Origin of the sequence: Hyphomonas sp., from assembly GCF_046313975.1 — a bacterium.
GTDB lineage: Bacteria > Pseudomonadota > Alphaproteobacteria > Caulobacterales > Hyphomonadaceae > Hyphomonas.
In genome coordinates this window covers 25,923-45,145 of sequence record NZ_JBKBXB010000004.1, presented here as the reverse complement: position 1 = coordinate 45,145, position 19,223 = coordinate 25,923, and the positions used below count along the sequence as shown (strand labels likewise).

At 64.5% G+C, this 19,223-nt stretch carries 22 protein-coding genes; 17 read left to right on the top strand and 5 right to left on the bottom strand.

Going from position 1 to position 19,223, the window contains the following annotated elements:
* Nucleotides 1-4: 4 nt before the first annotated feature.
* Nucleotides 5-757, bottom strand: a complete 753-nt coding sequence (locus ACK4TE_RS02650) for a glycosyltransferase family 2 protein (protein WP_409909923.1) — start codon at nucleotides 755-757, stop codon at nucleotides 5-7.
* Nucleotides 758-807: 50 nt separating this feature from the next.
* Nucleotides 808-1,254, bottom strand: coding sequence for a hypothetical protein (locus ACK4TE_RS02645; RefSeq protein ID WP_409909922.1), 447 nt, complete (start codon nucleotides 1,252-1,254; stop codon nucleotides 808-810).
* Nucleotides 1,255-1,378: 124 nt separating this feature from the next.
* Between ACK4TE_RS02645 and ACK4TE_RS02640 the strand changes: the two genes are divergently transcribed.
* On the top strand, nucleotides 1,379-3,190 hold the full coding sequence (locus ACK4TE_RS02640) for a monovalent cation:proton antiporter-2 (CPA2) family protein (RefSeq protein ID WP_409909921.1): 1,812 nt from the start codon (nucleotides 1,379-1,381) through the stop codon (nucleotides 3,188-3,190).
* Nucleotides 3,191-3,204: 14 nt separating this feature from the next.
* Here ACK4TE_RS02640 and ACK4TE_RS02635 read toward each other — a convergent pair whose 3' ends face one another.
* Nucleotides 3,205-3,939 carry a hypothetical protein gene (locus ACK4TE_RS02635; RefSeq protein ID WP_409909920.1) on the bottom strand — a complete coding sequence of 245 codons (735 nt, stop codon included), beginning with the start codon at nucleotides 3,937-3,939 and terminating at the stop codon, nucleotides 3,205-3,207.
* Nucleotides 3,940-4,006: 67 nt separating this feature from the next.
* Here ACK4TE_RS02635 and trmD point away from each other — a divergent pair, with 67 nt between their 5' ends.
* The 12 genes from trmD to leuB all read left to right on the top strand — a co-directional run bounded on the left by trmD (nucleotide 4,007) and on the right by leuB (nucleotide 13,173).
* Nucleotides 4,007-4,735 carry a tRNA (guanosine(37)-N1)-methyltransferase TrmD gene (trmD, locus tag ACK4TE_RS02630; RefSeq protein ID WP_409909919.1) on the top strand — a complete coding sequence of 243 codons (729 nt, stop codon included), beginning with the start codon at nucleotides 4,007-4,009 and terminating at the stop codon, nucleotides 4,733-4,735.
* Nucleotides 4,722-5,255: a 50S ribosomal protein L19 gene (gene rplS / locus ACK4TE_RS02625; RefSeq protein ID WP_409909918.1), complete on the top strand. Its 534-nt coding sequence runs from the start codon at nucleotides 4,722-4,724 to the stop codon at nucleotides 5,253-5,255. Before trmD ends, rplS begins: the two co-directional genes overlap by 14 nt.
* Nucleotides 5,256-5,461: 206 nt before the next feature.
* Nucleotides 5,462-6,859, top strand: a complete 1,398-nt coding sequence (leuC, locus tag ACK4TE_RS02620) for a 3-isopropylmalate dehydratase large subunit (RefSeq protein ID WP_409909917.1) — start codon at nucleotides 5,462-5,464, stop codon at nucleotides 6,857-6,859.
* A 23-nt stretch (nucleotides 6,860-6,882) separates the two neighbouring features.
* The gene (gene bioB, locus ACK4TE_RS02615; protein WP_409909916.1) at nucleotides 6,883-7,842 is read left to right on the top strand and encodes a biotin synthase BioB; all 960 of its coding nucleotides are present in this window, start codon (nucleotides 6,883-6,885) and stop codon (nucleotides 7,840-7,842) included.
* 95 nt (nucleotides 7,843-7,937) lie between these two features.
* Entirely contained in the window at nucleotides 7,938-8,921 is a 984-nt protein-coding gene (cysK, locus tag ACK4TE_RS02610; protein WP_409909915.1) for a cysteine synthase A, read from the top strand.
* An 85-nt stretch (nucleotides 8,922-9,006) separates the two neighbouring features.
* Nucleotides 9,007-9,642: a glutathione S-transferase family protein gene (locus ACK4TE_RS02605; protein ID WP_409909914.1), complete on the top strand. Its 636-nt coding sequence runs from the start codon at nucleotides 9,007-9,009 to the stop codon at nucleotides 9,640-9,642.
* Nucleotides 9,639-10,487: a VOC family protein gene (locus ACK4TE_RS02600; protein WP_409909913.1), complete on the top strand. Its 849-nt coding sequence runs from the start codon at nucleotides 9,639-9,641 to the stop codon at nucleotides 10,485-10,487. Before ACK4TE_RS02605 ends, ACK4TE_RS02600 begins: the two co-directional genes overlap by 4 nt.
* A gap of 9 nt (nucleotides 10,488-10,496) precedes the next feature.
* On the top strand, nucleotides 10,497-11,126 hold the full coding sequence (gene leuD / locus ACK4TE_RS02595; RefSeq protein WP_409909912.1) for a 3-isopropylmalate dehydratase small subunit: 630 nt from the start codon (nucleotides 10,497-10,499) through the stop codon (nucleotides 11,124-11,126).
* Nucleotides 11,127-11,154: 28 nt separating this feature from the next.
* Nucleotides 11,155-11,331 carry a hypothetical protein gene (locus ACK4TE_RS02590; protein ID WP_409909911.1) on the top strand — a complete coding sequence of 59 codons (177 nt, stop codon included), beginning with the start codon at nucleotides 11,155-11,157 and terminating at the stop codon, nucleotides 11,329-11,331.
* Nucleotides 11,332-11,447: 116 nt separating this feature from the next.
* A complete protein-coding gene (locus ACK4TE_RS02585; RefSeq protein WP_409909910.1) occupies nucleotides 11,448-11,699 on the top strand; it encodes a hypothetical protein in 252 nt (83 codons plus the stop codon).
* A 105-nt stretch (nucleotides 11,700-11,804) separates the two neighbouring features.
* Nucleotides 11,805-12,065, top strand: coding sequence for a hypothetical protein (locus tag ACK4TE_RS02580; protein WP_409909909.1), 261 nt, complete (start codon nucleotides 11,805-11,807; stop codon nucleotides 12,063-12,065).
* A gap of 55 nt (nucleotides 12,066-12,120) precedes the next feature.
* The gene (gene leuB / locus ACK4TE_RS02575; RefSeq protein ID WP_409909908.1) at nucleotides 12,121-13,173 is read left to right on the top strand and encodes a 3-isopropylmalate dehydrogenase; all 1,053 of its coding nucleotides are present in this window, start codon (nucleotides 12,121-12,123) and stop codon (nucleotides 13,171-13,173) included.
* Between the two features lie 61 nt (nucleotides 13,174-13,234).
* On the opposite strand, the gene ACK4TE_RS02570 is transcribed toward leuB, so the two are convergent.
* On the bottom strand, nucleotides 13,235-15,604 hold the full coding sequence (locus ACK4TE_RS02570; RefSeq protein ID WP_409909907.1) for a TonB-dependent receptor: 2,370 nt from the start codon (nucleotides 15,602-15,604) through the stop codon (nucleotides 13,235-13,237).
* Nucleotides 15,605-15,755: 151 nt separating this feature from the next.
* On the opposite strand from ACK4TE_RS02570, the gene ACK4TE_RS02565 reads away from it, so the two are divergent.
* Nucleotides 15,756-16,289, top strand: a complete 534-nt coding sequence (locus ACK4TE_RS02565) for a GNAT family N-acetyltransferase (protein WP_409909906.1) — start codon at nucleotides 15,756-15,758, stop codon at nucleotides 16,287-16,289.
* A gap of 83 nt (nucleotides 16,290-16,372) precedes the next feature.
* On the opposite strand, the gene ACK4TE_RS02560 is transcribed toward ACK4TE_RS02565, so the two are convergent.
* Nucleotides 16,373-16,873, bottom strand: coding sequence for a DUF1772 domain-containing protein (locus ACK4TE_RS02560; RefSeq protein ID WP_409909905.1), 501 nt, complete (start codon nucleotides 16,871-16,873; stop codon nucleotides 16,373-16,375).
* A 169-nt stretch (nucleotides 16,874-17,042) separates the two neighbouring features.
* On the opposite strand from ACK4TE_RS02560, the gene ACK4TE_RS02555 reads away from it, so the two are divergent.
* From ACK4TE_RS02555 to ACK4TE_RS02545, 3 genes are read left to right on the top strand one after another with little or no spacing between them, the layout of a single operon-like run.
* Nucleotides 17,043-18,233, top strand: a complete 1,191-nt coding sequence (locus tag ACK4TE_RS02555) for an amidohydrolase family protein (RefSeq protein ID WP_409909904.1) — start codon at nucleotides 17,043-17,045, stop codon at nucleotides 18,231-18,233.
* Between the two features lie 51 nt (nucleotides 18,234-18,284).
* A complete protein-coding gene (locus tag ACK4TE_RS02550) occupies nucleotides 18,285-18,665 on the top strand; it encodes an ArsR/SmtB family transcription factor (RefSeq protein WP_409909994.1) in 381 nt (126 codons plus the stop codon).
* Nucleotides 18,662-19,195: an SRPBCC family protein gene (locus ACK4TE_RS02545; protein WP_409909903.1), complete on the top strand. Its 534-nt coding sequence runs from the start codon at nucleotides 18,662-18,664 to the stop codon at nucleotides 19,193-19,195. The genes ACK4TE_RS02550 and ACK4TE_RS02545 overlap by 4 nt, the downstream gene beginning before the upstream one ends.
* Nucleotides 19,196-19,223 lie beyond the last annotated feature (28 nt).

The following is a 19,223-nucleotide window of genomic DNA, read 5'->3' as shown; positions in this document are numbered from 1 at the left end:
GGCGCTAATTGCCGATACGCGGATCGTCCCATTCGGCGGCGATCCCGTATCCGCCGCGCCGGACCAGCCAGAACATGCCCACAAGGTCGAACAGACCCGCCCCCAGCCGGCCGAGGAAGCCGTATTTCGACTGGCCCGCAAGCCGTCTTCGGTCGTTCACGAGTTCCTCGCGCACATCCCATCCGGCCCGTTTCACCAGCGCCGGCAGGAAACGGTGCATCGAGGCAAAATAGGGCAGATCCTGAAACGCCCGTGTACGGATCAGCTTCCAGCCGCAGCCTGTATCAGTGGCGTCATCCTGCAACACGAAACGGCGCACCCCATTGGCAATGCGCGATTGCAGCCATTTGAAACCGGAATCGTTCCGGCTGTTGCGCTTGCCGGCGATGATGCCGAGCCGCGCCGGCGCGCCGGGCACGATGATCGCCTGCCACAGGCGGGCCGTGTCTGCCGGATCGTTCTGCCCGTCGCCATCGAGCAGCTGCACCCATTCCCCGCGCACGGCGCGCAGTCCGGTGAACAGCGCGGCGGATTTCCCCTTGCGGGCAACATGCGTCAGCACCGTCACTGTCTCCGGAAACTTCGCCTTCGCTTCGGCAAGCTCCTCGCCGGTGGCGTCGCCTGAGCAGTCATTGACGCAGATCACCTCGAACCGCACGCCGGACAGCGCGGCATGCACCTCGTCGATCACGGGGTGGACGTTGCCCGCTTCATTGTAGAAGGGGATCAGCACGGAAAGGGCAGGCGCGTCGGTCATTCGCCTCCTGCCTAGTCCAGCGCGGGGAAGATTCCAATCTGCGCGGCGCGTCAGCCCGCAAATACCTGTGCGGCGCCATGCCGGTGCAGTTCGGCGTGCAGGGCCGTTCGGTCTGCCACCGCCTGCTGTTCCAGATCGTCAAACCGGAACGGCGCGGTGTGCCCATAGGTTTCGGTCCAGGCTGCATCAAGGCGGGCGCGGGTCAGCTCGCCCGTGAAGGCAACTTCCTTGACATCATCCGTGCCGGCGCGCCGGCCCCGGGTCTGGGTGCCCGGCAGGTAGATCGTTCCGTTGGAGAAATCGACCGCAAAGGCGATCACGCCCGGCACGAGGAACAGGAGGAGGCCAATGCCGTTCAGGATCGCCACCGTGGGGTCGATCTTGCCGTCGATCTGGCCCTTGCGCTCGGGATACATGATCGTGCCGCACGCGCTGAGCGAGGCGGCGGCGAGGGTGAGGCCGGTACCGGCAAGAATCTGGCGGCGGGACGGTTTCATGGGCGTTTCTCCTGCTGTTGCCCGGATTTATGCCTCAGAATACTGACAAATCCATACCAACCGGCCCTGTCTTGCGCGGAGAACATCGCCCTGTAAGGCTGATTGTTCCAAAGGGAGACAGCTGATGGCCGCAGAATCACACGCCTCGCACGCGGTCGACCTCGCGCCATTCGTGATCCTGCTGGGCTCTGCCGTCATCGCGGTGCCCCTGTTCAAGCGCCTCGGGGTCGGCTCCGTGCTCGGCTATCTCGCCGCCGGCCTCGTGATCGGCCCGTTCGGCTTCGGCTTCTTCACGGAGCCTGCGCAGATCCTGCACGTCGCCGAACTTGGCGTGGTGATGTTCCTGTTCATCGTTGGTCTCGAGATGCAGCCGTCAAGGCTCTGGTCGATGCGCAAGGACATCTTCGGCCTCGGCCTGACGCAGGTCGGGGTCTGCATGTTCCTGCTCGCCTGGGTCGGCATCGCGCTCGGCTATTCGCCGGCCACAGCGCTGATCGCCGGCACCGGCTTCGTGCTCACCTCCACCGCCATCGTCATGCAGATGCTGCACGAACGCGGCGACCTTGCGAAACCGCGCGGGCAGAAGATGGTCTCGGTCCTTCTCTTCGAAGACCTCGCCATCGTGCCGCTGCTCGCCCTCGTCGCCTTCCTGGCGCCGGGGGCAGGGGAGGTGTCGATCACCGAACGTCTCACCGGCGTCGCCATCGGAACCGGGTGCATCATCGGCCTCGTGGTCGCCGGGCGGTACCTGCTGAACCCCATCTTCCGCGTCCTCGCCGCTGCCCGCGCGCGCGAGGTAATGACAGCGGCCGCCCTGCTCGTCGTCCTCGGCGCCGCCTGGTGGATGCAGCTTGGCGGCCTCTCCACCGCGATGGGTGCCTTCCTCGCCGGCGTGCTGCTGTCAGAATCCTCCTACCGTCACGAGCTTGAAGCCGATGTCGAACCCTTCCGCGGCATCCTTCTCGGCCTCTTCTTCCTCGCGGTCGGCATGTCGCTCGACATCACCGTGGTGATGAACAACTGGCAGCTGATCGTTATCAGCGTCGTTGCCTTCACCATCCTTAAGGCCGGGGGCGTCTACGGCGTTGCGCGCCTGTTCAAGGCGGATCACCGCGAAGCACTTGAGCGCACCGTGCTGATGACACAGGGCGGCGAGTTCGCCTTCGTGCTTTACGCCGCCGCGCTCGGTGTTGGCCTGATCACGCTCGAAGGCAACGCGATGCTGACCGCCATCATCATCGTCTCCATGCTGATGACCCCGCTCTTCGTCCTGATCCACGACCGGCTGATGCCGGAGAACAAGGTGGACGCGAGCGGCGTTGAAACCCCGCACGATGCGCGCGGCACTGCGCTGCTCATCGGCTTCGGCCGCTTCGGCCAGGTGGTCAGCCAGCCGCTGCTCGCGCGCGGCTACACCATAACTACCATCGACAACGATCCAGAGATGATCCGCGTTGCCGGGCAGTTCGGTTTCAAGGTCTGGTACGGCGACGGCCAGCGTCTCGACATCCTCCACGCTGCGGGCGCGCATCATGCCTCGCTCGTCCTCGTCTGCATCGACGATCAGGCGGCGGCCACGAAGATTGTCGAGCTCGTGCGCCACGAATTCCCGAACGCCCTGCTGCTCGCCCGCGCCTATGACCGCGATCACGGCCTGCAACTCGTCAAGGCGGGGGTCGACTATCCCGTCCGCGAAACCTTCGAGTCCGCCATCAAGTTCGCCCGCGCCGCCCTCGACAGGCTCGGTGAACCGGAAGCCGCCATCGACGACGCCATCGAGGAAGTCCGCCGCCGCGACGAGGAACGCTTCGCCCTCCAGCTCACCGGCGGCATGATGGCGGGACGCGAGCTGATGATCGGCAACGGCGGCAGCGAAAAGCCGAAAGACGTTGCCGGACCGGATACAACGCCGGACGAGAGCGCGGTTGGCGGGTAACTTTCTAGACTAGCTTACTTCGATTCAGGCGGCAGCCCCATCACCACTGCAATCCGTGGGTCCGATTCAATCAACGTTACTGGCACATAGCCTTGCGTGGTTGAAGCAATGTAGTCCAACGAGCCGGCAAGCATTATGGGAAAGAGCTTTCGCAGGTCTCCACTAGATCCTGTGCTCACAATCTCGGTGGTAAACGCGGGGACGAGTTCCTTTTCTTGCTCCCACCGAGAGGTGAAGTGCGCGTCAACTTTGATGTATCTCGTGTACTCTGTGTACGAATAAACTTTTGTTGTTGATCCAATAACGCCGTACTGTGGCGTATTGGTTGTCGTAGAGGTGGCGGTTCCAGTTCCATAGACAGTGTTGCCAAATCTATTGGCGGTTGCTGTTCCAGTGGTCGTGGTAGTTGAGGAAGCAACGCCAGTTTGGCCATAAACCGGCATGTTGTATGATCCGGTGCGCGTTTGCGGCGCGCCGATTCCATAGTCGAGGAAAGTAATCACATCCGGTAACGTGCGTTCGGCAGCGCGCTTAAAGCCGCGGAGTTCCAAAGCCCTTGAGACTTGTTCGGCGTATTCCCGGAATTGCAGGTCAGATACCTTTACATTGTCGTTGGCCGGCCAGACCCTATAGGTCATTCCCGATTGAACTTCGGGAGCAGTGATACTGCTTACATTGACGTAATAGTTCGGACCTGTTTGGCATCCACCAAGGAAAACAGAACACAATACCGCAACCAACCAACGCATAGCCGCCCCCCGATATGACAATTGTTGAGGAGGGATAGTTCCACAATCTACAACGTTTGCAACTGGAATGATTTTCACCGCCACCTGCATCACCCTCGTGCCCGAGGCCTATCCCGGCCCGCTCGGCGTCTCGATCCTCGGGCGGGCGCGGGCCGAGGGGCTGTGGGCGCTGGAAACCGTGGACCTGCGCTCTTGCGGTCTCGGCAAGCACCGCAAGGTGGATGACACGCCGGCCGGGGGCGGAGCGGGCCTGGTCCTGCGCGCCGATGTGGCCGCTGCTGCCATCGACAGCGTGCCCCGGAACGGCCGCCCCCTCGTTTACCTTTCCCCGCGCGGCCCCCGGTTTAACCAGCGACAAGCCCGCGACTGGGCGGCCGGGCCGGGCGTCATCCTGTTCTGCGGCCGGTTCGAGGGTCTGGACGAGCGGGTGATCGAGGCGCGGGGCCTGCAGGAGGTGTCGTTGGGCGATTTTGTCCTCGCGGGCGGGGATGTGGCAGCCATGGCCATGGTCGAGGCCGCCGTCCGGCTCCTGCCCGGTGTGGCGGGCAATTCCGCCTCCCTGACGGGGGAATCTTTCGAAACGGGTCTGCTCGAACACCCTCAGTACACCCAGCCCCGGGAGTGGGAAGGTCGCCCGATTCCGGACATTCTGCTGTCCGGCAATCACAAGCATATAGAAGAGTGGCGTCTCAGCCGCTCAAAGGCGTTGACTTTTGACCGCCGCCCCGATTTATACGCCGCTTACTCCGAAACCCCGACCCCTAATGCGCCGGAGACTGGCGATGAACCTGATTAAAGAGCTTGAGGCAGCCGAAACAGCGCGCGTCCTCGGCGACAAGAAAATCCCGCACTTCTCGCCCGGCGACACCCTCGCCGTGAACGTGAAGATCAAGGAAGGCGACCGTGAGCGCGTCCAGCGCTATGAGGGCGTGTGCATCGCCCGCGCCGGCCAGGGCCTGAACGAGAGCTTCACGGTCCGCAAGATTTCCTTCGGAGAAGGCGTCGAGCGCGTCTTCCCGGTGGTCTCCCCGCTGATCGACTCGATCGAAGTCGTCCGCAAGGGCCGCGTCCGCCGTGCGAAACTCTACTACCTGCGCGACCTGCGGGGCAAAGGCGCCCGTATCGCCGAGCGCACCACGGGCCATGGCATTGAAGCGGTTGAGGTCGCCGTCTCGAAAACCGAGCGCCGCCGCCAGAAGGATGCTGAAAAGGCAACCCGCAAGGAAGTCGCCGCCAAGACGCGCGCCGACAAGGCCGCAGCAGCGGCTGCTGCCGAAGCCGCCGCTGCTGCCGAGGCGCCTGCCGCCGAGGAATAGGCTCTACGGCCATCCCTGACACCAGACGCCCCGGCTTCACCGCCGGGGCGTTTTGCGTTCCGCCTGCATCGGGGAAGGAATTGCCTCTCCGGGTGCCGGAAGGCGCAGCACGGGGAAAGATTTTGCGCGCCTCCTGAAAAAGTGCTGTGCGGGCGTCTTCCCTCTGCCCGGCGCCCCGCTATTGTGCGGCGCGAAAGTGAGGCCCGATGCTCGGCAAGACGCTCTACGACAAGATCTGGGACGCGCATGTCGTCCACACCGACCCTGCGTCCGGCGAGAGCCTTCTCTATATCGACCTGCACCTCATCCATGAGGTCACCACACCCCAGGCCTTCGCCGGCCTGAAATCTGCTGGCCGCAAGGTGCGCCGCCCGGAACTCACCCTCGCGGTGGCCGATCACAACACGCCCACCGAGAACCAGGCCCTCGGCCTCGCCGGCGTCAAGGACCCCGAAGCCCGCAACCAGCTCGAGACGCTCACCCGCAACGTCGCTGAGCATGGCATCCGGTTCTATCCGATGGGCGATATCAATAACGGCATTGTCCACGTCGTCGGCCCGGAGCAGGGGCGCACACAGCCCGGCATGACCATCGTCTGCGGCGACAGCCACACCTCCACCCACGGCGCCTTCGGCGCGCTCGCCCATGGCATCGGCACGTCAGAAGTCGAGCATGTGCTCGCCACGCAAACCCTGCGCGCCCGCAAAATGCAGAACATGGCTGTTAACGTCTCCGGCCGCCTGCGCGAGGGCGTCACCGCCAAGGATCTTGCCCTCCACATCATCGCCCTCACCGGCACCGCCGGCGGCACCGGCCATGTCATCGAATACCGCGGCGAAGCCGTCCGTGCGCTGACGATGGAAGGGCGCATGACCCTCTGCAACCTCTCCATCGAAGGCGGTGCCCGCGCCGGTCTCGTCGCGCCGGACGAAACCACCTTCGCCTATATGAAAGGCCGCCCCTCCGTGCCCAAAGGCGGCGCCTGGGAAATGGCGGAGCGCTACTGGGCCACGCTCCATTCCGACGATGACGCCGTGTTCGACACGGTGCTCGACATCAAGGGCGAAGAGGTCGAGCCGACGGTCACCTGGGGAACCAGCCCGGAGCAGGGCATACCGCTCTCCGGCATCATTCCGCGCCCGGAGGATTTTTCCGACCCCGTCAAGGCCGCCGCCTGTGAACGCGCCCTCGCCTATATGGGCCTCGAAGGCGGCAAGCCGATTGCCGGCACGCCCGTGCAGCGTGTCTTCATCGGCTCCTGCACGAACAGCCGTATCGAAGACCTGCGCGCCGCCGCCGCCATCGCCAAAGGCAACAAGGTCGCCCCAGGTGTGCGCGCCATGGTCGTGCCCGGCTCCGGCCTCGTGCGGGCGCAGGCGGAAGAAGAAGGCCTCGACCTCGTCTTCCTCGAAGCCGGCTTCGAGTGGCGTGAGCCCGGCTGTTCCATGTGCCTCGGCATGAACCCGGACATCCTCGCCCCCGGCGAGCGCTGCGCCTCCACATCCAACCGCAATTTCGAAGGCCGTCAGGGCCGGGGCGGACGCACCCACCTGATGAGCCCCGCCCTCGCCGCCCGCGCCGCCATCAACGGCGTCATCGGCTGAACCTTCCGCACAAGGATAATTCCATGACCAACGATCTCTCCCCCCGCCAGACCTGGACGCGCGACGAGATCCGCGCCGTCTACGAACTCCCGCTTGACCAGCTCTTCGCGCGCGCCCTCGCCGTGAAGGCCGCCAATTGGCCGGACGGCGCCGTGCAGAAATCCCAGCTCCTGTCGATCAAGACCGGCGGCTGCCCGGAAGATTGCGGCTATTGCAGCCAGTCGGCCAAGTTCGACACCGGCCTCAAGGCCGAAAAACTCATGCCGCTGGACGAGGTCGTCGAAACCGCCCGCCGCGCCAAAGCCAATGGCGCCGACCGTTTCTGCATGGGCGCCGCCTGGCGCTCGCTGAAGGAACGCGACCTGCCGAAGGTCGCCGAGATGATCACCGCGGTCAAAGCAGAAGGCCTCGAAACCTGCGTCACGCTCGGCATGCTCGAGGACGGCCAGGCCGAGGCGCTCAAGGAAGCGGGTCTCGACTATTACAACCACAACCTCGACACCTCGCGCGAGTATTACGGCGAAGTGATCACGACACGGACCTATGAAGATCGTCTCGAAACACTCGGCCGCTGCCGAAAGGCCGGCATCAAGCTCTGCTGCGGCGGCATCCTTGGCATGGGCGAGACGCGTGAAGACCGTATCGGCCTCATCCACGAGCTGTCGAAACTGACGCCCCATCCGGAAAGCGTTCCGGTCAACAAGCTCGTGCCGATCAAGGGCACGCCGCTCGCCGGCAGCGAGGAAATCGACTCTGTCGAGCTTGCCCGCGCCATCGCCACCTGCCGCATCGTCTTCCCTCAAAGCTGGGTGCGCCTCTCGGCCGGCCGCGAGAAGATGACCCAGGAAGGACAAGCCCTTTGCCTGCTTGCTGGCGCCAACTCCATCTTCGTCGGCGACCGCCTGCTGACGACGCCGCTGCCCGGCATGGACCGCGACGAACGCCTGCTCGAATCCGTCGGCGGCAGCTGCGCCAAGTGCTGACCCTTCAGCGCTCCTAAACACGCCCATCGGTTGCCTATCCCCGCGCGGGGGCCGATATAATCTCCCTTCAAGTTCATCTCTGAAGGGAGACACCCATGTCCGGAACCGTGAAACTCGAGGGCGGCGTCACGCTCGATGGCCCGCGCGGCCGTGTCTATGGCTCGATCCTAGAAACCATCGGCTCGACCCCCCTGGTGCGGGCGGAGAAGTTTGCGAAAGCCGAGGGCGTCAAGGCCGACCTTCTCTTCAAGCTCGAATTCTTCAACCCGCTTGCCAGCGTCAAGGACCGGATCGGCCTCGCCATGATCCTCGGCCTCGAAGCCGAGGGCAAGCTGAAGCCCGGCGGCACTCTGATCGAGCCGACCTCCGGCAATACCGGGATTGGCCTCGCCTTCGTGGCCGCGCAGCGCGGCTACCGGCTGATCCTGACGATGCCGGAATCGATGTCGATCGAGCGGCGCAAGATGCTCGCCTATCTCGGCGCCGAGCTGGAGCTGACGCCGAAGGAGAAGGGGATGGGCGGCGCCATCGCCAAGGCGAAGGAGCTCTTGGAGTCCATTCCCGGCGCCGTGATGCCGAGCCAGTTCGACAATCCGTCGAACCCCGCCATCCACGAGAAAACCACCGCCGAGGAAATCTGGGCGGACACGGATGGCAAGGTGGACGCGATTGTTTCCGGCATCGGCACCGGCGGCACCTTCACCGGCTGCGGCCGCGTACTGAAGCCGCGCAAGGCCTCGCTGAAAATGTACGCGGTCGAGCCGGAAGCCTCGCCCGTCCTCTCCGGCGGCGCGCCGGGCCCGCACATGATCCAGGGCATCGGCGCAGGCTTCATTCCAGGCAATGCGGATACGAGCCTGATCGATGAAGTGCTGAAAGTCTCCAACACCGACGCCATCGCCACGGCGCGCAAGCTCGCGAAGATCGAAGGCATCCCGGGCGGCATCTCCTCCGGCGCCGCCGCCCACGCCGCCGTCCAGCTCGGCAAGCGGCCGGAGATGGCGGGCAAGACGATTGTGGTGATCCTTGCGAGCTTTGCGGAGCGGTATGTGTCTACGGCGTTGTTTGAGGGGCTGTAGCTCGCCTTCCGGTCCGCCACGGCAGGCCTCGCCAAATCTCGGGCCATGGTGATAACTGCGGGTGAGAAAACATCCGAGGAAACCCATGGCTCGCTACACGCTTCACGGCATTTTCGCTTCCGGCCCGACCTACAAGGTCGGCCTGATGCTGCGTCTCAACGGCACGCCGTTTCATTATGAGCATGTCGACCTGCGCGCCGGCGCGCACAAGGCGGACGCCTTCCTCGTCAAGAACCGCTACGGTCAGGTGCCCGTGCTGGAAGACAGCCAGACCGACTACTGCCTCTGCCAGTCCTCCGTCATCCTCGACTATCTCGCCGACGAGACCGGCCAGTTCGGCGGCAAGGACCGGGGCGAGCGCCTGCGCGCCCGCGAATGGCAGCTCTGGGGCGCAGGCTCTCTCACCACCGGCATCTACCGCACCCGCGCGTTGAAGCTCGGCTTCTTCAAGTTCCCGGAACAGGTCGCCGAAGCCAATCTGCAGACGGCGCTTTCCGCCCTAAAGGAACTGAACACGCTGCTCGAAGGCCGCGACTGGCTCGTCGGCAAGGGTGCTACGATCGCCGACATCGACATCTACGGCATCGCCGCCTACGCCCCGCAAGCCGGCATCGACCTTCATCCCTTCGGCAATGTCCGCAAATGGGTTGCCCGGGTTGAGGCACTGCCGGGCTTCAAGGATGTGAACACCTGCCTGCCGCAGGCCAGCGTGCAGGCGTGATCAGCGGAGTCGATCATATCGTCCTCCTCGCGCCGGACATCGACGCCGGCGCGGCGGTCTATTCCGCCCTGCTGGGCCGCAAGCCTGACTGGCGCGCGAAGACGGATGACGGCGTCGCCACCGCGCTCTTCCAGCTTGGCAACACCGCGCTCGAACTTGTCGCGCCCTCCGGGGACGGAGCATCGGCAGATCACCTGCGCGCCCGCATATCTGAGGAAGGCCCCGGCCTCAAATCGCTCGCCTTCCGCTCCACCGATCTTGCCGGCGACTATCGCGCCTTCACCCGCCTCGCCCTCTCGCCCACGCCGATCGAAGACGGCGAAAGCGAAGACATGGCCCGCGAACTGCGCCGCCGCTGGCGCCGCTTCCGCACCCCGCCCGAGGCCGGCGCCGGTGTGCGCTGGTTCTTCCTCGAACCCGTCGAGGGCAGCCTCGAAGCGGCGGAAGTGCCGCTCGGCCATGTCCACGCGCTCGACCACCTCGTCATCAACACGCCGAACCCGGACCGCGCGATGGCGCTCTATGGCGCCAAGCTCGGCCTGCGTCTCGCGCTCGACCGCTCTGCGCCGGAATGGGGCGTGCGCCTCCTCTTCTTCCGCACCGGCGGCCTCACGGTCGAAATCGCCCACCGCCTAGGGCAGGGGGAAGATGCCGCCGGCCCGGACAGTTTCTGGGGTCTCACCTGGCGCGTCGGCGATATCGAAGCGGCCCATGACCGCCTCGCCAAATCCGGCTTCAATATCTCCGAAGTCCGCCCCGGCCGGCGCCCCGGCACCCGCGTCTTCACGGTCCGCGACGGCACAATGGGCGTGCCCACCCTGTTCATTTCCGGCGTCGCGGATTAAAAGGCGCGCATGACCCCGTTCACCTCCCTCACCGGCACCGCCGCGCCCCTCCTCGAGAAGGGCAAGCCAATGTCCAATATCGACACGGACATGATCATCCCGAAACAGTTCCTGAAAACCACGGAGCGCACCGGCCTCGCCAAAGGCCTGTTCCATGAGCTGAAAACCAATGCGGACGGCTCGCCCAACCCCGATTTCGTGCTCAACAAGCCCGCCTATGCCAAAGCCTCGATCCTGATCGCCGGCGAAAACTTTGGCTGTGGCTCGTCGCGCGAGCACGCGCCCTGGGCGCTGCTGGACCAGGGCATCACCTGTGTCATCGCGCCAAGCTTTGCCGACATCTTCCACAACAACTGCTACAAGAACGGCATCCTGCCGGTGCGCCTTCCTGCCGCCGTCTGCGAAAAGCTCGCGAAGGAAGCCGGCGGCGCCAACCACGTCTTCACGGTCGACCTTGCCAGCCAGACCGTCACCACGCCGGACGGCGAAGTCTTCACCTTCGACATAGACCCCGGCCGCAAGTCGAACCTCATGGCCGGCCTCGACGAAATCGGCGCCTCGCTCACCGCCGTGAAAGAAATCGACACGTTCGAAGACCAGCGCCGCCTCGCCACCCCCTGGCTCGAACCCGCCCGCTGATCTGAGGCGGTGCAAAGGAGTGTTTCCCATGCGCCATCCCGCCCGCCTCCTTCTGCCGCTCGCCCTGTTGGCTGCGCTGCCCGCCTGCCACACAGACCCTTTCGGCCTGAAGCCGGAAGTGCGCGGTGTCGAAATTCCGGAGAAGCCGGCAAAGCCCGCGAGCAGCGACGCCGAACAGCCGATTGAAGAGGCTGCACCGGAATAAACCGCCCGCCCCGGCACCAGAACGGCCGGGCAACAGTGCTCGGGGGAGATAAGTGTTTGTCCTTGCCGCCCAGGTTCGCTAGGCAGGGAACAAATCACAACTTGGAGTTCCCCCTTATGTCCCGTTCTGCTGTTCGCTTCCTCCCAGCCCTTGCAGTTCTCTTCATCACCGCCTGCGTTGGCACGCACGGCCTCGCCGAGGGTGAAGTGCGCGAATGCCGCAAGATGGAGATCACCGGCTCCAAGATCGCCAAGCAGGATTGCCGGACCAACAAGGAATGGGCGCGTCACGACGCCGAAGAAGCCGCCCGCAACGCAGCCCTGCTCGGCGGCAGCCAGACAGGCGTTGATGCCGGTTCGATGAACTAGGCCCGGTTGCCAGCCTGTCTGCGCCCCGCGCAGGCCGGCGACTGCCTTGTCACGCACGGCCCTGTCGATTACGCAGGCTGCAAACGCAGCCTGTGGAGAATTGCCATGAAATGCAACCTGCTGATTGCCGCTCTCGCTGCAGGCCTTGCCGCTTGCGCCGCCACGCCGGAAGTTGCCGAACTCAACGCCGATGGAACGCCGGTCGAAAAGGAATGCCGCTCGATCAAGCTTCCCGGCTCGAACCTGATCAAACGGGACTGCAAGACCCGCGCCGAATGGGCCAAGTACGATTCCGAGGAAGCGGCGCGCAATGCCGCGCTTCTTGGTAATTCCCGCACTGCCCGCGACCCCTATACAATGCGCTAGTCAGGCCTCAGGGGCCGGGTGCTGCAGCACCGAAGAGTAACGGAGTATGCACGTCATGAAGCGCAAGCTTTTCCTGCTGCCAGGAGACGGGATCGGCCCTGAAGTTGTGGCTGAGGCCCGCCGTATCGCGGAGCTGCTCGTCCCCGACATCGTGATGGAGACGGGCCTTGTTGGCGGCGCCAGCTTCGATGCACACGGTACACCGCTCACGGATGAAACGCTGGAGAAGGCCCGCCAGTCGGACGCCGTCCTGCTCGGCGCCGTCGGCGGCCCGAAATGGGCGGGCGCGGCCCGCGACAAGCGACCCGAAGCCGGCCTCCTCGCCCTGCGCAAGGGCCTCGATGTCTTCGCAAACCTCCGCCCGGCTTTCTGCTTCCCGGCCCTCGTCGATGCCTCCAGCCTGAAACGCGACCGGGTCGAAGGCCTCGATATCATGATCGTCCGTGAGCTGACGGGCGGCGTCTATTTCGGCCAGCCGCGCGGCATCGACGAAGCCGGCGGCCTGCGCCGCGGCTATGACACGGCCGTCTACACCCACCCCGAAATCGAACGCGTTGCCCGCGTCGCCTTCGACATCGCGCGTGGCCGCGAGTCCCGCGTCTGCTCGGTGGAAAAATCCAATGTCATGGAATCCGGCTTGTTCTGGCGCCAGGAAGTCACCCTCGCCCATGCCGAACTCGGCGGCGGCGTCGAGCTCTCCCACATGTATGCCGATGCCTGCGCCATGGAACTCGTGCGTGCGCCCAAACAGTTCGACGTTATCCTCGCCGACAATCTCTTTGGCGACATTCTTTCCGATGAAGCAGCGATGCTAACGGGTTCCATCGGGATGCTGCCGTCCGCTTCGCTCGGCGCGCCGGGCACGCCCGGTCTCTACGAACCCGTCCACGGCTCCGCGCCGGACATTGCGGGGCAGGGCGTCGCTAATCCCTGCGCCGCCATCCTGTCGCTCGAAATGGCGCTGCGCTGGTCGCTCGGCAAGGAGAAGGCCGCTGACGCCCTCTTCGCCGCCGTCGGCAAGGCCCTCGACCGCGGCGCCCGCACGCGCGATCTCGGCGGCTCGCTGAACACAAGACAGATGGCCGACGCGATCATCGCCGCCCTCTAGACATGTGAAAAGCCCCGCAGCGCAAACTGCGGGGCTTCCCTTCAGGTCATCCGTATCCGGATCAGAACGACTTGCGCAGCGTCACACCGATAGTGCGCGGCTGGTTCACATGGAAGCCCAGCCGGGCCCGTCCGCCCCGTTCGCGGTCGAAGGACAGGTCAGCGTCCTCGTCCGTTACGTTGTTGGCATAGAGTGTGACCGACCAGCTATCGAACTCGAGGCCCGCGCTGATGTTCAGCGTCGTATAGGCACCGAGATTCAGGTCCACGAGGTTCCTCGGATTCTCCAACCCGGTCAGCGCGCCAAGGGCAAGCCCGGTTGCGCCCGGCAAACCTTGCGTTGGCAGCTGATCGCTCGGCTGCGTGTAGCGGTCGCCGATATGCTGCACCGAGCCCGAGACGAACGCATCAGCATTCACCCAGCCCGGCGACCAGCGATAGGTTCCGGCTGCAGACAGCTGCAGTTCCGGAACGGAGGGCAGGCGGTTGCCGTCCTCGATACCGCCGATCACATTGTTGGCGCCGTCCCGAACGGTCGAGTCGAACTTCGCTTCGAGCACGCTCGCTGCAAAGGTCAGGTCGAGGCCCGGCGCCGGGCTCCAGCCGAGTTCGGCTTCGATACCGGCCGTATGCGCCTTGTCGACATTGAACACGATGCGCGAAGAGCAGGAGCCCGCATCCAGTGTCACCTGCAGGTCCTGGATATCGGTGTAGAACGCCGCCGCATTGAACGAGACCGTGCCTGTCAGCGCCTTCATGCCGGCTTCGTAGTTCCACAGCTTCTCATCGCCATAGCTCTGGAAGCCGCCGAAGATCTGCTGGTCCTGCGGCGTGCAGAGCGGCACGTTAAGCGGGTCATTCACCCCGCCGAGACGGAAGCCCTGGCTTGCCTGCGCATTCAGCGTGATCGCATCGGTCGCATCATAGCTCAGCAGCACCCGCGGCGAGAAACCGTCCGAGGACGTCGTATCCTGGACATTCGAGTCGCCATTCGCAAACAGGCCGCCCGACGAGATCGTGCGGTCTTCCTCGAAGTCATAGAAACGCCCGCCCGCCGTCACGGTCATCCGTTCGGTCAGGTCATAGCTCGCCTCGCCGAACACCGCCCACTGCGTCAGCGAGTAGGAGAGGTCGGAGTTGAACGGCGAGTTAGCCGGGAAGCCATTGGCCACTGCCGCCGATGTTCCTGCGCCGAGCGCGGCGTCGGTGAATGCATCATAGCCCGGCGTTGGCAAGCGCTGGGCATATACCCGGTCATTGTCGGAATAGAACACCCCGGCCACCCATTGCAGCGGACCCGCCCCATTGGAGCTGAGGCGCAGTTCCTGCGTCACGCTCTCATACGCCGTCGTGTCCCGCAGGTTCGAGGGGATCGTGTAGACCGCCGGGTCATAACCGAGATCCTGCGACACGGACTGTGTCAGTGCGCTCGCATCGCGGCTGACCAGGATGTCCCGGTCGATATAGCTCGTCACCGAGGTCAGCGTCACGCTGCCAAGGTCCAGCGATGCCGTCAGGTCGGCGATCATCGTCTCGTCGGAGAACTCCTCCCCCATCTGCAGGTACTGTGTCCCGCGCGGCAGGCTGGCGACACCCGACAGCCAGTTGAACGCTTCCGACCGGTTGAAGCCATCCGCCCCGATCTCCTGATAGATGATCCTCGGCGTGATCGTCAGCGCATCGCTCGGCTGGAAGGTCAGCGCCACGCGCCCGCCAGTCCGGTTGCCTGAGTTCACATCCTCGCCGCCAGCAGGCCCGATTGCATCGATCCAGCCGCCATATTCGGTGTGATAGCCGACAGCGCGGATCGCAGCATTCTCGCCCATCGGCGCATTGAACATGCCTTTGATATGGCCGCCGGTGCCACCATCATTGATTGTGTTGAGGTTCGCCTCCAGCGAGCCTTCCTGCACGCCCAGCGCTGGCTGATTGGTGATGTAGCGCACCGTGCCGCCCACCGAGCCGGAGCCGAACAGCGTACCCTGCGGCCCGCGCAGCGTCTCCACGCGGTTCAGATCGTAGAGGTCGATATCCGGCGTGAACAGCGACAGCGAGATCACCGACTCGTCGAGATACACGCCCACTTGTTCCTTCACGCCCGGCTGGTCGCGCACGATCTGGCCGGCGGAGACGCCGCGCACGGCCACCTGGCTCTGTCCGGGTCCGAGGTTCTGGATCGACAGGCCTGCGACCGAGCGCGCGACATCCTCGAGGTTTCCGGCGCCGGAGCGCGCAATATCTTCAGCTGTCTGAGCATTGATCGAGAACGGCACGTCCTGGATCGTCTGGTCCCGCTTGGTGGCGGTGACGATGATGGTCTTCTGCCGGGCTTCGGCGTCTTCCTCGCCGCTGGTCTGGGCGATGGCGACTGGCGCAAGCATGAACATCGCGAGGACCAGCGCAGACGCGCCGGCGGTAATGGGACTTCTCATGGTTTTCTCCTCCGGGGATGCGGCCATCCGGTCTTCCGGATTGACGAGGCGCACCCTTGACGGGGAAACTAGACCCGGCGGCATCACCGACAAAGGGAAACCGGGTGGTAAATCCCCATTTCACTACAGATTCCGGGAGATACGGGCAAAAATGTCACGCAGGATTCCCCTTTCGGGCAGCACGGCAGACGCAAATGTTCGCCTGCGGAGCGACTGGCGGCCCGGTGATGCGGAGCTGATCGTCGATTTGCACCGGCGCGGCTACGCCCCCGAAGGCGCGCGTTTCGGCGGCGCGTTCCCGGACTATGTCGGCGAAACCGTCCGGAAGGCGCGCCTCGATCTGCCCGGCCATGCCAGCCGCGTCTGGTTCGCCGAACGCGGCGCCGAAACCCTCGGCTGCGCGGCGATGATCGACCGGGGCAACCGGGGCCAGTTGCGCTGGGTCGTGCTGGTGCCGGAGGCGCGGGGGCTCGGGCTCGGCAAGGCGCTGTTCGCGGCGGCCATGGCTCACGCCGCTGCGCAGGGCTGGCCCGAAGTCTTCCTCGAAACAACCGGCGGCCTTGACGCCTCGATGCAGATGTATCTCGCCAACGGGTTCACCGTGACCAGCGACACGACAGAGGTTCTCTGGGACGGCCCCGGCCGGATGATAGTCATGACCCGGCAACTCGCGCAGTCGGAGTAGTTTTCGCATCAGGAACGTGGCGTGGCCTGTCCGGGATTTGTGCCGGTTCTTGCTGACGGCGTCATCCGTGCACCCAATAGCAGCTAAGCGCCGGCACGGCCACCTGCGCTGCTCTTTGGGGAGACAATCAGCGCCGCAACGAGTGACAGCACAAAAGCAAGCGAAGCGAGCACGCAGCGTGCTGCGTTGACTGCGTCCCACGGCGCCCATTGTTCATGGAAGTCCGCCGGGGGCGACGCCCTGTCCCAGGTCATCAGGGTGTTGTTGATTGGAACGCTCACACTCACGGTCATGATGGCTATTGCAAGTGCGCTGGCAAAGGCGATGGCGACACAGAGAAATTCCAGCGAGCGCCAACGCTCACGGATCAGAAAGAGCCAGACTCCCGTGCCGAGAACCGCACCGAAAACGAATACGGGCATGAACATCTGGTACTGGATGTGGATGACTTGCTGGTAAAACACGGCGCTGGAAGCGTCAGCTTCGAGGCGGAAAAGGCGCCCCCCGGCCCAGTCACTGACATAAATGCCCGTGCTGAACCCGATACAGGCAAGCGCAACAAGCTGAGCATATCGAAGAGCCATGGACGCCCCCCCGTTCACTCGCAGGATATCGAGGTCGGATCGACCGTCAATAATCCAGGAGTTGAGTTTCCCCGGGATAGCAGCACAATCAGGACGCTCCGCCCCACCTTTTGGACAAGCCCGCGCCCTTGTGACATCCTCCGGGAAAATCCCCGGGAGGAACCACGCAATGTCCTACGCCGCCGGACGCCTGATCCATGACGCTGACAGCCATCTCATGGAGATGACCGACGTCCTCGACCCCTATTTCGAAAAGCGCCTGCTGGCGCGCTATCACGCGCTGCCGGTCTATAAATGGAAACATTCCCATGCCGGCTGGATGAACAAGGAACGCGCCCGCCACGAGGACGCGGCCTATCGCGCCGCTGCCGGCGAGGCGATCCTGCTGAAGAAGAATTACGAAGCCCTCGGCAGCTTCCGCCGCGAAGACCGCCCCGCCGCGCTCGAGCGTCTCGGTTTCGCCAGCCAGCTTGTCTTCACCACTTTCTGCCTCGGCAATTTCGGCCTCGACCAGTCGGATGACATGGAACTCTGCTACGCCGCCGCCGATGCGCACAACCGGATGATGACGGACTTCTGTTCCATCGACCGCCGCCTGCTCCCGGTCGCCTATGTGCCGCTGGAAGACTTCGCCCGTGCGGAGGCAACCACGCGCCTTGCCATCAAGCTTGGTGCAAAGGCGATCATGGTTCCCTCCGTATGCCCACAAAAGCATTCGCCCAGCCATATCGGCCTTGACCCCGTCTGGCGCCTCGCCGAAGAAGCGGGCCTGCCGATCCTCCTGCATGTCGGCGGCGAGGAAAAGCTGAACCCCGTCTACAAGCAAAACGGCCTGCCGCCGGTCAAGGACTTCCACGGCGGCGACGACAATTTCACTTCCGTCTCCTACATGCCGATCCCGCAATCGGCGATGCAGACCCTCGCCACGCTGATCTTCGACGGCGTGTTTGACCGTTTCCCGAAGCTGAAATGGGGCGCCATCGAACTCGGCGCGTCCTGGGTACCCGGATGGATGCGCTCCATGGATTCCGCCGCGCACGCCTTCCTGCGCAATGAGGAACGGTTGCAGAAACTCTCCGCCAAGCCGTCCGAAATCGTCCGCCGGAGTTTCCGCGCCGCGCCTTATCCCCACGAGGATGCCGGCTGGATCATCCGCAACGCGGGCGACGAGATCTGCCTCTTCTCTTCCGACTACCCGCATGTCGAAGGCGGCCGCAATCCGCTCAAGCGCTTCGACGAAACGCTCGCCGGCTGCACGCTCACCCAGATCACGAACTTCTACTCGGAAAACTTCATTGACCTGATGGGCGAAGGCCTGGCGGCAGACTTGCGCCGGCCGGTGATGAAGGCTGCCGGATAAATATTAAACCAAACGGTTGACAATCGCGTGGCCCCTGCCATATTCAACCACATGGTTGAACTAGCAGAACCCGCCCGCCTTGACGCCGTCTTCCATGCCCTGGGAGACGCCACCCGCCGCCGCATGCTCCGTGAGCTGAGTGAAGGTGCCCGCACCGTCACAGAGCTTGCCGAGCCGTTCGAGATGTCGCTCGCCGCCGCCTCGAAACATATCAAGGCGCTGGAAGGCGCCGGCCTCATCCGCCGCGAAGTGCGCGGGCGCACGCATGTCTGCCATCTCGAAGCCGGCCCGCTCGCCAGCGCATCCGGCTGGCTCGCCTTCTACGAACGCTTCTGGACCAGCCGCCTCGATATCCTCGATGGCCTCCTGCGCGACGCCGACAAGAAATCCCCACCGCCCAAAGCCCCCCCTTCCAAAGGAAAGAAGTCATGACCCAGACCGCGAAATCCTCCGCCTACGGCCAGCTCGTCGAGCCCACAGTCCTGAAACTCGAACGCCTGCTGCCGGGCCCCGCGTCCCGCGTCTGGGATTATCTGACGAAAAGCGAGCTGCGCCGCCAATGGCTCGCTTCCGGCGACATGGACCTGACGCCCGGCGCCGAGTTCGAATTCGTCTGGCGCAATGACGAGCTGACCGATCCGCCCGGCAAACGCCCCGAAGGCATGGGCGCGGAAAACCGCATGGTCTGCAAAGTCCTCGACGTGGACGCGCCCCGCCGCCTGTTCATCAGCTGGGGCGTCCAGTCGGATGTCCTCTTTGAACTGGTCGAGAAGGGCGCAGACACGCTCCTCACCATCACCCACCGCCGCCCGCCCACGCGCGATGTCCTGCTCAGCGTCTCCGCCGGCTGGCACGCCCATGTCGATGTGCTGGAAGCCCGCCTCGCCGGCACAAAGCCCGCCCCGCACTGGGACAACTGGGTTCGCCTGCGCGAGGTCTACGCCCAGCGCTTCCCGGAATAAGTCCTGATTGAATCCTGCAGGAAACTCC

Excerpts from the sequence above, each read along its gene's own strand:
- ACK4TE_RS02650 (WP_409909923.1), bottom strand. The coding sequence starts at position 757 with ATGACCGACGCGCCTGCCCTTTCCGTGCTGATCCCCTTCTACAATGAA.
- ACK4TE_RS02645 (WP_409909922.1), bottom strand. The coding sequence starts at position 1,254 with ATGAAACCGTCCCGCCGCCAGATTCTTGCCGGTACCGGCCTCACCCTC.
- ACK4TE_RS02640 (WP_409909921.1), top strand. The coding sequence starts at position 1,379 with ATGGCCGCAGAATCACACGCCTCGCACGCGGTCGACCTCGCGCCATTC.
- ACK4TE_RS02635 (WP_409909920.1), bottom strand. The coding sequence starts at position 3,939 with ATGCGTTGGTTGGTTGCGGTATTGTGTTCTGTTTTCCTTGGTGGATGC.
- trmD (WP_409909919.1), top strand. The coding sequence starts at position 4,007 with ATGATTTTCACCGCCACCTGCATCACCCTCGTGCCCGAGGCCTATCCC.
- rplS (WP_409909918.1), top strand. The coding sequence starts at position 4,722 with ATGAACCTGATTAAAGAGCTTGAGGCAGCCGAAACAGCGCGCGTCCTC.
- leuC (WP_409909917.1), top strand. The coding sequence starts at position 5,462 with ATGCTCGGCAAGACGCTCTACGACAAGATCTGGGACGCGCATGTCGTC.
- bioB (WP_409909916.1), top strand. The coding sequence starts at position 6,883 with ATGACCAACGATCTCTCCCCCCGCCAGACCTGGACGCGCGACGAGATC.
- cysK (WP_409909915.1), top strand. The coding sequence starts at position 7,938 with ATGTCCGGAACCGTGAAACTCGAGGGCGGCGTCACGCTCGATGGCCCG.
- ACK4TE_RS02605 (WP_409909914.1), top strand. The coding sequence starts at position 9,007 with ATGGCTCGCTACACGCTTCACGGCATTTTCGCTTCCGGCCCGACCTAC.
- leuD (WP_409909912.1), top strand. The coding sequence starts at position 10,497 with ATGACCCCGTTCACCTCCCTCACCGGCACCGCCGCGCCCCTCCTCGAG.
- ACK4TE_RS02590 (WP_409909911.1), top strand. The coding sequence starts at position 11,155 with ATGCGCCATCCCGCCCGCCTCCTTCTGCCGCTCGCCCTGTTGGCTGCG.
- ACK4TE_RS02585 (WP_409909910.1), top strand. The coding sequence starts at position 11,448 with ATGTCCCGTTCTGCTGTTCGCTTCCTCCCAGCCCTTGCAGTTCTCTTC.
- ACK4TE_RS02580 (WP_409909909.1), top strand. The coding sequence starts at position 11,805 with ATGAAATGCAACCTGCTGATTGCCGCTCTCGCTGCAGGCCTTGCCGCT.
- leuB (WP_409909908.1), top strand. The coding sequence starts at position 12,121 with ATGAAGCGCAAGCTTTTCCTGCTGCCAGGAGACGGGATCGGCCCTGAA.
- ACK4TE_RS02570 (WP_409909907.1), bottom strand. The coding sequence starts at position 15,604 with ATGAGAAGTCCCATTACCGCCGGCGCGTCTGCGCTGGTCCTCGCGATG.
- ACK4TE_RS02565 (WP_409909906.1), top strand. The coding sequence starts at position 15,756 with ATGTCACGCAGGATTCCCCTTTCGGGCAGCACGGCAGACGCAAATGTT.
- ACK4TE_RS02560 (WP_409909905.1), bottom strand. The coding sequence starts at position 16,873 with ATGGCTCTTCGATATGCTCAGCTTGTTGCGCTTGCCTGTATCGGGTTC.
- ACK4TE_RS02555 (WP_409909904.1), top strand. The coding sequence starts at position 17,043 with ATGTCCTACGCCGCCGGACGCCTGATCCATGACGCTGACAGCCATCTC.
- ACK4TE_RS02550 (WP_409909994.1), top strand. The coding sequence starts at position 18,285 with ATGGTTGAACTAGCAGAACCCGCCCGCCTTGACGCCGTCTTCCATGCC.
- ACK4TE_RS02545 (WP_409909903.1), top strand. The coding sequence starts at position 18,662 with ATGACCCAGACCGCGAAATCCTCCGCCTACGGCCAGCTCGTCGAGCCC.